Genomic DNA, 13,672 nt, shown 5'->3' with positions numbered 1-13,672 from the left:
AACCATGACCACGGCACATCAGACCCAGAAGCGAACCAATCGTCGTCTCGCCGACGAGGTCCGGAATTTCACCGGTTCCCCGCGGCTGGCGGCCGACCTGCAGCGCGTCCTCGTCGATCTCATCGAACTGCACCTGCAAGGTAAGCAGGCCCACTGGAACGTCGTCGGAACCAACTTCCGCGATCTGCACCTGCAGCTCGACGAACTCGTCGACGCGGCAAGGGAGGGCAGCGACACCATCGCCGAGCGGATGCGAGCCCTCGACGCGGTGCCCGACGGACGGTCCGACACCGTCGCCGCGACGACCAGCCTGCCGCCCTTCCCGGCCCAAGAGGTGAACTCCGCCGACGTCGTCGATCTCATCACGACCAGGACGTACGCGGCGATCGACACCATCCGCGACGTGCACGACGCCGTGGACGCCGAAGACCCGAGCACCAGCGATCTGCTCCATCAGATCACCGCCTCGCTGGAGAAACTGGCGTGGCTGATCAAGTCGGAGAACCGCAAGGTCTAGCCGCCGGTGAACTCGGGAGGTCTGCGCTCCGAGATGGCGGAAAGGGCCTCGTGATGGTCCTCGGTGTGGTGCGCGGCGGCCTGCATCGCGGCCGAGAGTTCCAGCAGGCTTTCCAAGCTCTGGTGTGTTCCCTCACGCAGCAGCCGCTTGGTCATCCGCAGCACCTGCGGCGGATTGCCGCACACCCGGGCGGCGAGCCCGCGGGCCGCCGCCATGAGGGCGCTCGGCTCGACCACTTCGCAGACCAGTCCCCAGTCGAGTGCGGTGTTCGCATCGATCGGCTCGCCGGTGAAGGCCATCTCGCAGGCCCTTGCCATGCCGATCGCCCTCGGCAGCAGCCAGGCGCCGCCGTCACCGGGGACGAGCCCGACTTTGACGAAGCTCTCGGCGAAGACCGCCGTGGTGGCGGCGACGCGCATATCGCACATCAGCGCCAGATCCAACCCCGCGCCGACGGCCGGGCCGTTGACGGCGGCGATGGTGGGTATCTCGCAGTGGTACAGGGCTTTCGGGATGCGCTGAATACCGTGCCGGTATGCCTGTCGCAGCTGCGCCGGTGTGCCGCCGAACATCCCGGTCCGCGTGCGCATGTGCTTGACGTTGCCGCCGGAGGAGAACGCCGGGCCCGCGCCGGTGAGGATCGCCGCCCGCAGACTGTGATCCCGGTTGGCCGACGCCACCGCGTCCTCGATGGCGGCGATGGTGTCGGCTTCGGAGATCGGATTGCGGGCTTGCGGGTTGTTCAAGGTCCAGACGACCACATCCCCGGTCCGTTCGATGAGGAGCGGGTCACTCATCGCGATCTCCGGCGGGGTTCTCGGCCAGCACGATTCGCACGTCGACCGGGGTGCGGGCGGACCCCGACGCGATCACCGGATTGAGATCCAGTTCGGAGATCTCCGGGTGCTCGGCAACGAAGTCCCCGACACGGACGAGAAAACGCGCGAGACTGTCGCGATCGACCGCGGGCAGATGCCGGTAGCCGTCGAGCATCCGGGAAGCGATCGTCTCCTGGATCATCTGGCCCGCTTCCGATTCGGTGAGCGGGACCGCCCGGAAGGTGACGTCCCGCACCGCGTCGACCAGAACCCCGCCGGTGCCGAACGCCAGCACGGGCCCGAAGACCGGATCGCGAGTGGCGCCCACGAGCAACTCCACACCGGCGTCGGCCATGGGCGTCACGATCATGCCGTCGATGCGGGCGCCGGGCACTTTCGCGGTGACCGCGTCGACGATGGCCGCGGCGTGCTCGCTCGCGGTTGCGGCCACCACGCCCAGCCTGACCCCTCCCACGTCGGACTTGTGGATCACCTGCGGGGAGACGACTTTCACCGCGCAGGGCCGACCGAACGCGGCGACGGCCGCGCCCACCGCGTCGAGGTCGCGCACGAAGGTCCATTCGCCGACGTCGACTCCCGCGTCCGCCAGCGCCCGCCGCGCGGCGGGCTCGTCGAGAACTCCCGATCCCGGGATGGGCCGAGCCGGCGGCGGCAACAGCAGTGAGGAACGCCGGGCGCGGTCGGCCCGCACGCGGCCACGCCGCTGCAAGGCGGCGACCACCCGTGCGGCGTGCTCGATCGAGCCGAGCACCGGTACGCCGCCCGCCCGCAGCCGGTCGTGGTTGGCGATATCGAGACTCGCGTAGCAGCTCTGGATCAACAGCGGCACATCGTATTCGGCGGAGAGCGCGAGCAAGGCGCCCGCGGCGGCGTCTTCGGCCTCGCGCAACGCTGGATCGAACCGCAGATGGTAGCCGCCGTACAGCCCGATGATCAGCACGAGACCCACAGCGGGGTCGCGCATGAGGATCTCGGCGGCTTCGGCGAAGACCATCGGGTCGGCGTCGGCGGCGCCCGCGATGTCCACCGGGCCTGCCACCGCGGCGGCGCTGCCGAGCAGCCGCCGCAACTGCCGCCGGGTTCGCTCGCTCAGCCGCGCCACTTCGATGCCCTGCGCGGCCATGGCATCCGCCGCCAACGCGGCGTGACCGCCGCCGTCGCTGAGGACCGCCACCGTGCGGCCGGGAGCGATGGGAACGCAGGTGGCGAGCGCCGCGGCGACGACAGCGAGTTCGTCGGAACGGTCGACCAGTTCCACCCCGGCCTGGCGCAGTACGGCGGTCGCCACCGCGTCCGAACCGGCGATCGAGCCGGTATGCGAGGCCGCGGCGCGGCGGCCACCCTCCGAACGCCCGCCGCGCAGCAGCACCACCGGCGTCTCCGGCACAGTCGCGGCGGCCGCGGTCAGGAACGACCGCCCGTCGGCGAATCCCTCGGAGTGGATCGCCACCACACCGGTTTCCGGATGACGGGCGAGTTCGACGAGGCATTCGTCGTAGCGGACGTCGGCTTGGTTACCCAGCCCCACGTACGCGTGGAAGCCGGGACCTTTCGCGGCGCGGTCGTCGTTCACCAGCGACAACAGCATGTTCCCGCTCTGGGTGATGACACTGATCGGTCCGCGCGGCACATCCGGCAGACCGACGAGATTCGCACCGGAGGTCAGATTCAGCAGTCCGGAGGTGTTCGGGCCGATCACCCGGATCCCGGTCTCCTCGATCACCTCGGCCAGCGCCGCGGCGAGGTCGGCGCCCTCCGCCCCGATCTCGCCGAAACCGTTCGCCAGCACCACCGCTCCGGCGATACCCGCGGCCGCGCACTCCCGCAGCGCTCCCGGCACCGCCGCCGCGGGCACGGCGATCAACGCGACGTCGGCGCCCGCGGGAACCTGATCGATGGAGGCGAGGACGTCGAGGCCGAGGATCCGGTCCGCGTTCGGGTTGACCGGGTAGACGGGATGGGCGTATCCGTCCTCCAGCAGGGCCCGGAGGACTTGATGCCCACGCTTCGCCGGGTCGGCGGACGCGCCGACCACCACGATGGAGTGGGGGTCGAGCAGCCGTTCGAGCGCGGTGCGGACCGGTGCGTCGAGTGTGGTCATGTCACTTTCCTTCGAACACAGGAGTGCGGCGTTCGGCGAAGGCCGCGACGCCCTCGGCCCAGTCCCGGGTCGCCATCAACTCGAGGATCTGGCGCGGCTCGGTGGCGAGGGCGACGTCGAGGGGATCGTCACGGCGCAGCGCTGCCTTCATCCGCGCCAGCGGCAACGGAGCTTTGGCGGCCAGCGATTCGGCGAGTCCGCGCGCGGTGTCGAGAAGGATGTCGCCGGAGACGGACGCGTAGGCCAGCCCCCAGTCGAAGGCCCTTGCCGCGTCGCATCGTTCGCCGAGGATGAGCAGGTCGGCAGCCCGGCGCAGACCGATCAGCCTGGGCAGTCGATGGGTGACTCCGCCGCCGACGAACGTCCCGATACTCACCTCGGGAAAACCGATCTGGGCATCGTCGGCCATGACGAGAAAGTCCGCGCTGACGGCCAGTTCGGCACCGGCGCCGAGCGCGTAGCCCGCGACGGCGGCGACCACGGGCGTGTCCATCCGCTGGATCTGCTCGCACGCGCGCTGCGCGAGATCGAGGTAATGCGCTTGCTCGGCGGGCGTTCGAGTGCCGGAGCGGTGCGCTTTCAGATCCGCGCCCGCGCAGAACGCGCGACCGGCACCATGCAGGATCACGCAGCGCACCTGCGGATCGGAATCGGCGACGACCAGATGACCGATCAACGCTTCGTAGAGCTCCTCGCTGACCGCGTTGAGCCGCTCCGGGCGGTTCAGCGTCAGCGTCGCGATGGGACCGGACCTGCTCACCAGCACCGTGGACATCTTTCAGTTCCTCCTGCTCGGGGTCGAAGCCACACTATGCCATATAAATTGCATTCCCAGCAGTGGATGCAAATCAATTTGCAAACACGAGGCGGGCGGCGTTGCATGACCGACCATCCGTTACCCGGGTCACAGCCCACGGTCCTTGGGAGGCATCGTGCCCACCGCAATCCCCCCTGCGGGAAATCTGCAGCACGCCATCAACACTCGTCAGCTCACGATGATCGGGATCGGCGGCGTCATCGGCGCAGGCTTGTTCGTCGGCAGCGGCAACGCGATCGCGGCCGCCGGGCCCGGCATCGTCCTGGCCTATCTGTGCACCGGCGTGGTCGTCATCCTGGTGATGCGCATGCTGGCCGAACTGGCCACGGCCAGTCCGGAGACCGGTTCGTTCTCCAGCTACGCCGCACGTGAACTCGGGCCGTGGGCCGGGCTGTCGGTCGGGTGGGTCTACAGCTACCACTGGTGCGTGACGGTCGCGTTCGAGGCCGTCGCGGGTGGCGCGATCGCCAACCAACTGCTGCCCGCCGCGCCCGCCTGGGCGTTCGCCTTGCTCTTCCTGTGCGTTCTGACCGGAGTCAATCTGGCCGCGGTCAGCTCGTTCGCGCGTTTCGAGTTCTGGTTCGCCCTGGTCAAGGTCGCCGCGATCGTCGTCTTCATCGGCATCGGCATCGCCGCGATCTGCGGCGCGTTCCCGCATTACGCGGCGCCGGGCACGACGAACCTGCTGGGACGAGGCGGCTTGCTGCCCAACGGCTTCACTCCCCTGCTGGCCGCGTCGCTGACGGTCTTCTTCTCCTACTTCGGCACCGAATTGGTGACCATCGCCGCGGGTGAGGCCGCCGATCCGGTCGACGCCGTTCGATCGAGCATGCGCAGCGTCGCCGGGCGCATCCTGATCTTCTACGTGGGCTCGATGCTGGTGGTCGTGACATTGCTGCCCTGGGACAGCGCCGAGATCACCGAAAGCCCGTACACCGCGGTGCTGAACCTGCTGAACATTCCCGGCGCCAGGACCATCATGAATCTGATCGTGCTCACCGCGGTGCTGTCGTGCCTGAACTCCGGGCTCTATTCCGCATCGCGCATGCTGTTCTCGCTGGCCCGGCGCGGCGAGGGACCGCGACCACTCGGCCGCACCACCCGTTCCGGCGTGCCTGCGGCCGGGGTTCTCGCCGCCGCGAGCGCCGGGTTCCTGGCCGTGGCCGCGAACTACTTCCTGCCCACCGGGGCGGTCTTCAGCTTCCTGCTCAGTTCCTCCGGCGCGGTCGCGGTGATCGTCTACCTGTACATCTGCGCCACCTACATCGCCGGCCGGCGCAACGGCGCCGCCGTGGAATCCGCCGCGCCTGCGGTGCGGATGTGGGGGGCTTCCTACCTGCCGTACCTGGTCCTGGTCACTTTGCTGGGCATCGTGGTGGGCATGGTGTTCGGATCCGGCACCCGGACGCCGCTGGCGCTGACTCTCGTGGTCACCTTCCTGGCCGTGGCCGCGGGCGTGCTGCACCAGCGGCGCGCGGGCCGGAATGCGGCGATGGCGCCGGTGAATCAGCCACGGGCACCGGAAGATCAGTCGCCGTCGGCGGCGTAGACGCCGAATTCGTCCAGGAGTCGTTCCTCTTCCAACAGCGTCTCACGCACCTCGTGGCCGAGCAGGTGGGCCACCGCACCGGACATCGCCTGGACGATCGAGGTGAACGCGGTCATCGACCGCAGCACGCTGGCGCTCGACGCCTCGACGTAGAAGGTCTCGTGCGCCGCCGCCGCCAGCGGCGAGACCGGGGTGTCGGTCAGGGCCACCACGTGCGCGCCGCGCCTGCGGGCCCACTGCGCCGCGCGGACGGTGTCCAGGCTGTAGCGATGGATCGAGAGGGCAACGAAACAATCTCCCGGGCGCACGCGCCGCAGCTCGTCCGTCAGCGAGCCCCTGGTCCCCGTCACGCTCGCGACGTCCTCCCGCAGCAGCCCGAGCAGGTAGCCCAGCAGGTAAGCCGGAGCGTGGCACTTGCGCAGGCCCATCACGTGCACTCGCGGCGCGCGCGCCAGTTGCGTGGCCACCGCGTCCCAGGTGGCGTCCGCGATGCCGGCGAAGGAGCGGGCGATATTCGCCTGGTCCAGCACCACTTGGCGCTCCCGCAGTCCCGCACCCTGCTCCATCAAGTGCTCGAGGTTTTCGAAACGCCGCAGCAGCTGCGCCTGCTCCCGCAGCCGTTCCTGGCACAGGCGGGCCAGACCGGGGTACCCCTTCAGCCCGAGACCGTTCGCGAACCGCACCACGGTCGCCTCGTTGACCGCCACCGCGCTCGCCAGATCGGACACGGTCATGAACGCCACCGCCTCCGGGTCCGACAGGACCCGCTCGGCCAGCTTCTTGTGCGAGGCCGACAGCGAACTCCACCTGGCGCGGATCTCGCCGACCAGATCGTCGAACGTGGCCGGACCGGTCGCCGACTCCGCATTCGCGCCCACCGCGCCTCCTCCACCACATCGACCACCAGCTTCTTCCCAAATCTATCCGACCGGCCGATCGCACCTCCGGCTCCGATGGCCGAGCCGAGGCTCCGATCGGGGATGGAATCGGCGAGGAGACCCCGGCGGCGGTCCTGTCGGCCCAAGACCGACGCGATGCGGATCGCCGCCGACCGACGGCGGCTACCGCGAACCCGAGTCATCGGCACGATCGCGTGTCCGTACGGCCGGATACGCTGGGCGCGTGCCCATCTCGTTCGACACCGCGAATCTGGAGCAGGTCGACACCGCGACCTGGCGCAATCCCCATACCGGCGACATGGTGAACGTGTCGTACTTCGACCTCGTCCCCGATCTGCCCGCGCCCTTGGCGGATCTGCCGACCCTGCGCCGTCGCCTGGCCGAGCGGAGCGCCGAGAACGGCTGTCTGATCGAGGCATTCGTGGTGTGGCTCGACGCGCAGCCCGCGCTGTTGCGGATGGAGAAACTGCCCCTGCCCAACCAGCCCCGAGGCTTGGTGTTCGCCGCGTCCGTCATCGTTCCGAAGGCCCGCAGCAGCGCTGCTCTCCAGATCCTGTGTCCCGAAGCCGGGACCACGGGACTACGCGAGGCTTTGCTGGCCACCAAGATCGGCTTCGACGGCATGTACCCGCCGCATCCCTACGCTCCCGAGGTGCGGGGGCGGCTACCGTACAACGCCGCCGACGACATGCGCTGGGACGCGGAATTCCCCGATCATCCGCTCAGCCGTGCCCGTCGCTGGATCGCGCACACCGTCCCCACCGCCCGGCTGGCCCCGGATTTCGCGGCATTGCCCCCGTTTGCGGCCTGATGGGGCAGTCTGCACGTTCTGACCCGGCCGGATCGGGACGTGCGCAACTCGGCAGCGAAGAGATCGCGCACGCGCCGCCATGGGTGGCGACTCGTCCGGTTGCGGAGCGGTCGCTGCTGTGCCTCTAATGAGCCCGAGCACCCGCCCAGGCGGGACGAGACCCAGGCGGACGGCGTGGCGGTCCGCCGACCGCTAGGAGTTCACGATGACAACTGGATACGTATGGAACACCCTCTACGGGTGGGCCGACACCGGCAGCGGAAGTCTGTTCCCGTCCGACGTGACGGTCGGTCTCCAGCCGATCGGCCACCACCTCGCGCATCCCGATACCAAACGGCGTTTCCACGAATTGGTCTCGGTGTCCGGACTGCTGGACAAGGTGCACTCGATCAAGGCCGAACCCGCCGAAGAGGCCGACATCCTGCGGGTGCACACCGCGCAGCATCTGGAGCGGATCAAGGCGGAGAATCTGCAGCCCAAGGGCGGTGACGCCGGCGACGGCGTCTCATCGTTCGGCAAGGGCGGATACCAGATCGCCGCGCTGTCGGCGGGCGGTGCGATCGCACTCGTGAAACAGGTGCTGGCGGGGACGGTCGACAACGGTTACGCACTGGTCAATCCGCCGGGCCACCACGCGACCCGCGCCACCGGCATGGGCTTCTGCATCTTCAACAACGTCTCCATCGCCGCCGCCTACGCCAAAGAGGTCCTCGGCGTGCGGCGCATCGCCGTCGTCGACTGGGATGTCCACCACGGCAACGGCACCCAGGACATCTGGTACGAGGACCCGTCGGTGCTGACCCTCTCGATCCACCAGCATCTGTGCTTCCCGCCGAACTCCGGCTACCGGGAGGAGCGCGGCGCCGGCGACGGACACGGGTACGCGATCAACGTGCCGCTCCCGCCGGGCAGCGGAGACGCCGCGTACCTGTATGCGATCGACCGAGTGGTCGAACCGGCGCTGCACGCCTTCGCGCCCGAGTTGATCATCGTCGCCTCCGGCTTCGACGCGAGCATCCTCGATCCGCTGGCTCGGCAAATGGTCACCAGCGGCGGCTTCCGGCACCTGACCCGCCGGATGCTGGACATCGCCGCCGCCACCTGCGCGGGCCGGATCGCCTTCGTACAAGAAGGCGGCTACAGCCCGCACTATGTTCCGTTCTGCGGGCTGGCCGTGCTGCGCGAGCTACTGGGCGAGGAGTACGTGGAAGACCCGTACACCCCGATCGTCACGACCCAAGGCGGAGACGTCCTCCTCGACCACGAGGCCGCCGCGATCGAAGCGGCCGCGGCCTTGGTCGCCGACCTCTGACTCCGATCGGTCGACCGCCGTGGTGGTGACCGAACGGGCGCATCGGGATTCGACGGGCCAGCGGTCATCAGGCCGCCGAGGTGGGCTCACGCCGTGCTGGCGTGGACGAGGTGCGGCACCGAGTCGACAGGCTGAGCGGTGGTTTCGACGCCATAGCCGCCGAGCAACTCTGTCGCGGTGTGGTCTTCGACGCGGGTGAAGCCGAAGGACAGCAACGCACTGCGGATCTCCTCCGCCGTGAAGAAACTGAGCCACGGTTCGCCCACCGCGGCGACTCGATCCGCGCGTGCCCGCCTGCCGTCGGCCGCGGCGTCGGACAGCGGGTAGACGTAGTCGAAGACCACTTCCGCGGCCGCACCGTGACCGGCGATGTAGCGCAGCGTGTCATCGACCGACGTCCTGGTCAGATACACGGCGACGCCCAGCCAGACGAACACCGCGTCGCCGGTGCGGTCCAGTCCCGCCGCGGCCAACCCGGCGGCGAGTGTCGACTGTTCGAAGTCGACGGGGGCGAAGGTCAGCGAAGGCGGGATGGCGATTCCGGTCTCGGCCAGCCTGCGCCGCTTCCATTCCTGGGTGTCGGGGTGATCGACTTCGAAGATTCGCACGTTCTCGTGGGGATTGCGGTAAGCGCTGGTGTCCAGCCCCGCACCGAGCACGACCACCTGGCGCGCACCCCTGGCGACGGCGGCCGCCACGACGTCATCGGCGAAGCGGCTGCGCGCCGCGATGAACAGGCGCCGCCGACGAGCCAGATCTTCGTCGACGCCTCGGTCGAATTCAGTTGCCCCGAAGGCGCTTTCACCGGCGATGCGCGACGCCAGCGGATCGCTGAACACCCGCGGCTCATCGACGACCTGATGCTGAGCCCGCGCTCGCGCCACGGCCATGGCGGTACTACTCGGTTCACCGACCCGCATGCCGCCACCCTACCGACCGCTGCGAGACATTCTGATAGCACCGGCGTTGACAACCGAGCGCCGCCGCCATACGTTTCCTCGCACCGATGCGGAAACTTCGGCGATACGGCCGCTCCGCTGTCGTGACGAGAGGTCGTCGATGTCGACGCAATTGTTGGTGAGCCACGGTAGATTCGTGCGCCATCGGGACGAAATTCTGCGATTCCTGAGATCCGGCATATCGGCCGCCGCACTGATCGTCGCGGTCGCGACACCCGCCGTCACGGCGCGGGCCGAGGGTACGGAACGTATCGAGACCACGGTGGTCTCCTCCTCACCGATCACGTCCGTGGCGGAGTCCGTTGTCAGCCTTCGCCTTCCGTTGCCCGATTCGGTCGGGCCGCATCCCGCCGCCTGTGACCGGCTGTCGTACCTGCGCTACCGAGATGTCGCGGGCCCGGTGCGCTCGGCCGACGCCGACGCCGTGCTGGTGGCGCAGCCGGGAATCTTCGAGGGCGCGGGCGCGTTCGACAGTCTCGCGCGCAATACCGTTGCCGCAGCGGCGGAACAGGGTCGGCACCTGGAGTTCTGGGCGCTGGACCGGCGTTCCAACTGTCTGGAGGACCACCTCGGACGGCAGGCCGGTCTGGCGGCCCGCGACGTGCATCTCGCCGTCGACTACTACTATCGCGGCGCCGAGATCGACGGCCGCCGATTCGGCGGCGTGGTGCCGGACGACCAGCTCGGGTGGCTCGGTCACGTCGGTGTCGCACAGACCGTTCAGGACCAATACGATCTGCTCACCACGGAACTGCCCGATCCGTTGTCGCGGAAGCGGAAGACGTTGTGCGGTGGGCATTCGCTGGGCGGGGTCCTCACCGCGTTCTTCGCCGAATGGGATTTCGGCGGGGTCGCGGGCGCCGACCAGTGTGCGGGCTATTTCGCCCTGGACTCCGCGATCGACACCTCGCTGTCGGCGCTCAACGGCATCCCGGACTTCCTCGACCTCTCCGTCGGCGGCATCGGCTCCACCGCGATCGAGGCAGCGCTGGACCGAGGCGTGCTGCCCCGAGTGCTGGCTCTGCCCGCGGTCATCAACCCCGAGACGATGAACCTGCTCGGCATCGCGGGGCTGGCGGCTCATCTCGCGCCGGAAGCCGAATCCGACCTCGCGCGTTACGTTCCGGGCAATGTCAACCAGGAGGCCACCTACCGCCTGCTGCTGTCGCGGGACGCGGCGGCGGCCGCGTCCGGTTCCCCGTCGGTCCGTGATTTCCGGATCACGAACGCCGCCGCGCTCGGCGCGTTCCTCGACGCCAACTCCCAGCCGCTCGCCCTGCTGCAAGCGGGATTCGGCTTCTTCGACGGCGGCTCCGTCGCGGACAAGGACTTCCCGCTTCCCGGCGACGTCGCCGCGCTCCCGGCGCTGCGCGGCCTCACCGGCATGCTGTTCGGTCCGGATCGCAAAGCTATTCCCGATCAGCCCGGCGGCCCGCTCTACACCTGGCTCGACTACGACGCGCCGGCCGTGACCGCGGGCGTGCCCGACCGCGACGGCGCACCGTTCACCGATGCCACCCATGAGGTCACCGATATCGCGGACCTCTCGCGCAGCCTCGCCGCGCAACCGCTTGATTTCATCGAGGGATACTTCCCGATGCGACTGGCGTTCGACGTCTTCCAAGCGCAGGCCCCCGAGATGACCCGGCACCGCACCCATCCCGGCGGTGTCCTCGCCGATCGGACCCTCAACCTGATCGGCGGCGCCGGAATCGTCGTCGCGGCAGGGGCGCGTAGTCACGGCGAGACGGTGATCGCCCCCGGCTACCACCACCTCGACGTGCTCACCGCCGCGGCGAAACAATCGGGCGGGCGACCGGAGATCATCTCCACCGATCTGGCCCGCTTCGCTCTCGACCGCGTCGACCGGCCTTGACCGGACACTCCGGTACGGGGAGGTGCGGTCAGCCTGGGCGAGTGGGAGCGACCGGGCTCGAACGGGGCCATGACACCGGATGGGTTTTCCGCCGTCCGGCCGTGAGCGGCGCGGCGATGATCGGGTATCGCGCTCGCGGCGCGGGCGGATTGGACCTGCGGGTCACCGCGCTGCCCGCGGTCACGGTGCTGATCGAGTTCGGGGGAAACGAACTCGTCGTCGACAGCACGGCGGGGCGGCAGGCGTTCAGCGGCTTCGTCTCCGGATTCCCACACGGAACCATGCGTGTGCGTACCGAGCGGGCCGAATGCGTCGAGGTGCGCTTGTCGCCCCTGCAGGCCTATTCGTTGTCGAATATCGACCCGGCCGCTCTGGGCAGCACGGTCGTCGGCTTGGAGGATCTCTGGGGCCGCCGGGCGCTGTCGCTGCGTGAGCGGCTCGCGGATGCCGCGACGTGGCAAGAACGGTTCGCGCTGACGAACTCGTTCCTGCGGCGGTGTGCCGAGCCGACCCGGACGCCGGACCCCGAAGTCACCGCCAGCTGGCAACGCATCGTCGCAGGCCGAGGACAGGTGCGCATCGATGCGCTGGCCCGATCCTGCGGGTGGAGCCGCAAACGGCTGTGGGCCAGATTCGAAGCCCAGATCGGACTCACCCCGAAACGCGCCGCGATGCTGGTGCGGTTCCGGCATGCGGTCGAAGGCCTGCTCGCGGGCATTCCCGCCGCCGATGTAGCGGTGACCTGCGGCTATACCGACCAGTCCCACCTGTGCCGGGACGTGTCGAGTTTCGCCGAGACCACGCCGGGATCGCTCACGGCGCAACCGCTCAGCCCCGTCTCGCGGCATCGCTACCGGGCCTGGGGAACGTTCTTTCCGGCCGAGCGGGACTGGCCGGTCGGCGGTGCCTGCTCACCGGGTTCGCGGCCGCTGCGCCGGTCCGTGGCGGGCTCGCCGACCAGCCGGTGAGCGATCCGCGGCGCGCGGCGCCCCGCCGCCCGGGAGCGCTCCCGTCGGCGCACTCCCGGGTGGGAAACTTCGAGACCGAGGCATATCTTCACCCGGCCAGCGTGTCGCTCGACACCTGCCACAGCCGTGCGGCGGCGTCGGGGTCGAGCGCGTACTCGGCGACTCCGTTGCGGGCGCTGAGAACACCGACCACGGCCTCGTTGCAGTCCTCGAAGTAGCGTCCCCCGACACCGTCGAGCAAGGGCGACGCCGCGACGAGAACGGAGGTGGCCGCACCCTGCTGCGGCGTCTTCCACACGCTCGCCCCGCCCGCGGCCGCGCGGAGCCGCTCGAGTTCCTCCTCCGACACGTGCCGTTGCAGGTTGGTGCGGATACCACCGGGCATCAGCGCGTTGACCGTGATGCCGTCCTCGGCCCACCGCCGAGTGGCTTCCACGGCGAACAGCACGTTGGCCGTCTTCGACTGCCCGTAAGCCGACCACGGGTCGTAGGGCCTGCGTTCGAAGTGGATGTCGTCGAACACGACCGGCGAACGATGATGCGCGCTGGAGCTCACGGACACGACCCGCGCCGTCCCCGCCGCGGCCAGCGCCCGACGCAGTCCGGTGGCCAGCGCGAAGTGGCCGAGGTGGTTGGTGGCGAACTGCATCTCCCACCCTTGCGGCGTGCGCAACAGCGGCGAGGCCATCACGCCCGCGTTGTTGATCAGCATGTGCAGCGGACCCGCCCAAGCGGCCACGAACGCCGCGACGGACGCTCGATCGGCGAGATCGAGGGGAGCGACACGCACCGTGTCGTTGCCGGTGGTGCCTGCGATATCGGCCGCGGTGCGTTCCCCCGCCGCGAGGTCGCGGACGGCGAGAGTCACCTCGGCCCCGGCGCAGGCCAGCGCGCGGGCGGTCTCCACGCCGATCCCCGAGGCGCCGCCGGTGACGACGGCGCGCCGCCCGGTGAGATCGACGCCGGCGAGCACCTCCGCCGCGGTGGACTCGGCTGTGAACGGGGTGGTGATGCGATCGGTCAT

The 13,672-nt window shown here is 69.5% G+C and carries 12 protein-coding genes; 6 read left to right on the top strand and 6 right to left on the bottom strand.

Annotation, left to right across the window (positions count from 1 at the left end):
- Positions 1-4: 4 nt before the first annotated feature.
- On the top strand, positions 5-517 hold the full coding sequence (locus tag ACWDMM_RS24400) for a Dps family protein (protein ID WP_195083040.1): 513 nt from the start codon (positions 5-7) through the stop codon (positions 515-517).
- On the opposite strand, the gene ACWDMM_RS24395 is transcribed toward ACWDMM_RS24400, so the two are convergent.
- Genes ACWDMM_RS24395 through ACWDMM_RS24385 form a run of 3 tightly spaced genes read right to left on the bottom strand, consistent with a single transcriptional unit; the run spans position 514 to position 4,232 of the window.
- A complete protein-coding gene (locus ACWDMM_RS24395) occupies positions 514-1,314 on the bottom strand; it encodes a crotonase/enoyl-CoA hydratase family protein (RefSeq protein WP_195083039.1) in 801 nt (266 codons plus the stop codon). The genes ACWDMM_RS24400 and ACWDMM_RS24395 overlap by 4 nt on opposite strands.
- Positions 1,307-3,457 (bottom strand): acetate--CoA ligase family protein, encoded by a 2,151-nt coding sequence (locus ACWDMM_RS24390; protein WP_195083038.1) that lies wholly within the window; start codon positions 3,455-3,457, stop codon positions 1,307-1,309. The genes ACWDMM_RS24395 and ACWDMM_RS24390 overlap by 8 nt, the downstream gene beginning before the upstream one ends.
- Before the next feature lies 1 nt (position 3,458).
- Positions 3,459-4,232: an enoyl-CoA hydratase/isomerase family protein gene (locus ACWDMM_RS24385; protein ID WP_195083037.1), complete on the bottom strand. Its 774-nt coding sequence runs from the start codon at positions 4,230-4,232 to the stop codon at positions 3,459-3,461.
- A 157-nt stretch (positions 4,233-4,389) separates the two neighbouring features.
- Between ACWDMM_RS24385 and ACWDMM_RS24380 the strand changes: the two genes are divergently transcribed.
- Positions 4,390-5,823 carry an amino acid permease gene (locus ACWDMM_RS24380; protein WP_357208670.1) on the top strand — a complete coding sequence of 478 codons (1,434 nt, stop codon included), beginning with the start codon at positions 4,390-4,392 and terminating at the stop codon, positions 5,821-5,823.
- Here ACWDMM_RS24380 and ACWDMM_RS24375 read toward each other — a convergent pair.
- On the bottom strand, positions 5,802-6,701 hold the full coding sequence (locus tag ACWDMM_RS24375) for a MurR/RpiR family transcriptional regulator (RefSeq protein WP_195083036.1): 900 nt from the start codon (positions 6,699-6,701) through the stop codon (positions 5,802-5,804). The two genes, ACWDMM_RS24380 and ACWDMM_RS24375, sit on opposite strands and share 22 nt — an antisense overlap.
- A 244-nt stretch (positions 6,702-6,945) precedes the next feature.
- Between ACWDMM_RS24375 and ACWDMM_RS24370 the strand changes: the two genes are divergently transcribed.
- Together ACWDMM_RS24370 and ACWDMM_RS24365 are read left to right on the top strand one after the other, a co-directional pair.
- On the top strand, positions 6,946-7,533 hold the full coding sequence (locus ACWDMM_RS24370) for a hypothetical protein (protein ID WP_357208672.1): 588 nt from the start codon (positions 6,946-6,948) through the stop codon (positions 7,531-7,533).
- 205 nt (positions 7,534-7,738) lie between these two features.
- Positions 7,739-8,845 (top strand): class II histone deacetylase, encoded by a 1,107-nt coding sequence (locus tag ACWDMM_RS24365; protein ID WP_195083035.1) that lies wholly within the window; start codon positions 7,739-7,741, stop codon positions 8,843-8,845.
- Between the two features lie 86 nt (positions 8,846-8,931).
- Here ACWDMM_RS24365 and ACWDMM_RS24360 read toward each other — a convergent pair whose 3' ends face one another.
- Complete coding sequence (locus ACWDMM_RS24360; RefSeq protein ID WP_449939725.1) at positions 8,932-9,765, bottom strand: class I SAM-dependent methyltransferase; 834 nt, start codon at positions 9,763-9,765, stop codon at positions 8,932-8,934.
- 175 nt (positions 9,766-9,940) lie between these two features.
- On the opposite strand from ACWDMM_RS24360, the gene ACWDMM_RS24355 reads away from it, so the two are divergent.
- Both ACWDMM_RS24355 and ACWDMM_RS24350 read left to right on the top strand, forming a co-directional pair.
- On the top strand, positions 9,941-11,680 hold the full coding sequence (locus ACWDMM_RS24355; RefSeq protein WP_449939722.1) for a hypothetical protein: 1,740 nt from the start codon (positions 9,941-9,943) through the stop codon (positions 11,678-11,680).
- A 41-nt stretch (positions 11,681-11,721) separates the two neighbouring features.
- Positions 11,722-12,648 (top strand): helix-turn-helix domain-containing protein, encoded by a 927-nt coding sequence (locus tag ACWDMM_RS24350; protein ID WP_449939720.1) that lies wholly within the window; start codon positions 11,722-11,724, stop codon positions 12,646-12,648.
- A gap of 88 nt (positions 12,649-12,736) precedes the next feature.
- Here ACWDMM_RS24350 and ACWDMM_RS24345 read toward each other — a convergent pair whose 3' ends face one another.
- Complete coding sequence (locus tag ACWDMM_RS24345) at positions 12,737-13,672, bottom strand: SDR family NAD(P)-dependent oxidoreductase (RefSeq protein ID WP_449939718.1); 936 nt, start codon at positions 13,670-13,672, stop codon at positions 12,737-12,739.

The sequence above is a fragment of the Nocardia sp. NPDC003726 genome, from assembly GCF_053586955.1.
This window is presented reverse-complemented; position numbering and strand designations above follow the sequence as displayed.

Bases quoted from the DNA above. Each gene is read 5' to 3' on its own strand.
- ACWDMM_RS24400 (WP_195083040.1), top strand. From the start codon at position 5: ATGACCACGGCACATCAGACCCAGAAGCGAACCAATCGTCGTCTCGCC.
- ACWDMM_RS24395 (WP_195083039.1), bottom strand. From the start codon at position 1,314: ATGAGTGACCCGCTCCTCATCGAACGGACCGGGGATGTGGTCGTCTGG.
- ACWDMM_RS24390 (WP_195083038.1), bottom strand. From the start codon at position 3,457: ATGACCACACTCGACGCACCGGTCCGCACCGCGCTCGAACGGCTGCTC.
- ACWDMM_RS24385 (WP_195083037.1), bottom strand. From the start codon at position 4,232: ATGTCCACGGTGCTGGTGAGCAGGTCCGGTCCCATCGCGACGCTGACG.
- ACWDMM_RS24365 (WP_195083035.1), top strand. From the start codon at position 7,739: ATGACAACTGGATACGTATGGAACACCCTCTACGGGTGGGCCGACACC.
- ACWDMM_RS24360 (WP_449939725.1), bottom strand. From the start codon at position 9,765: ATGCGGGTCGGTGAACCGAGTAGTACCGCCATGGCCGTGGCGCGAGCG.
- ACWDMM_RS24345 (WP_449939718.1), bottom strand. From the start codon at position 13,672: ATGACCGATCGCATCACCACCCCGTTCACAGCCGAGTCCACCGCGGCG.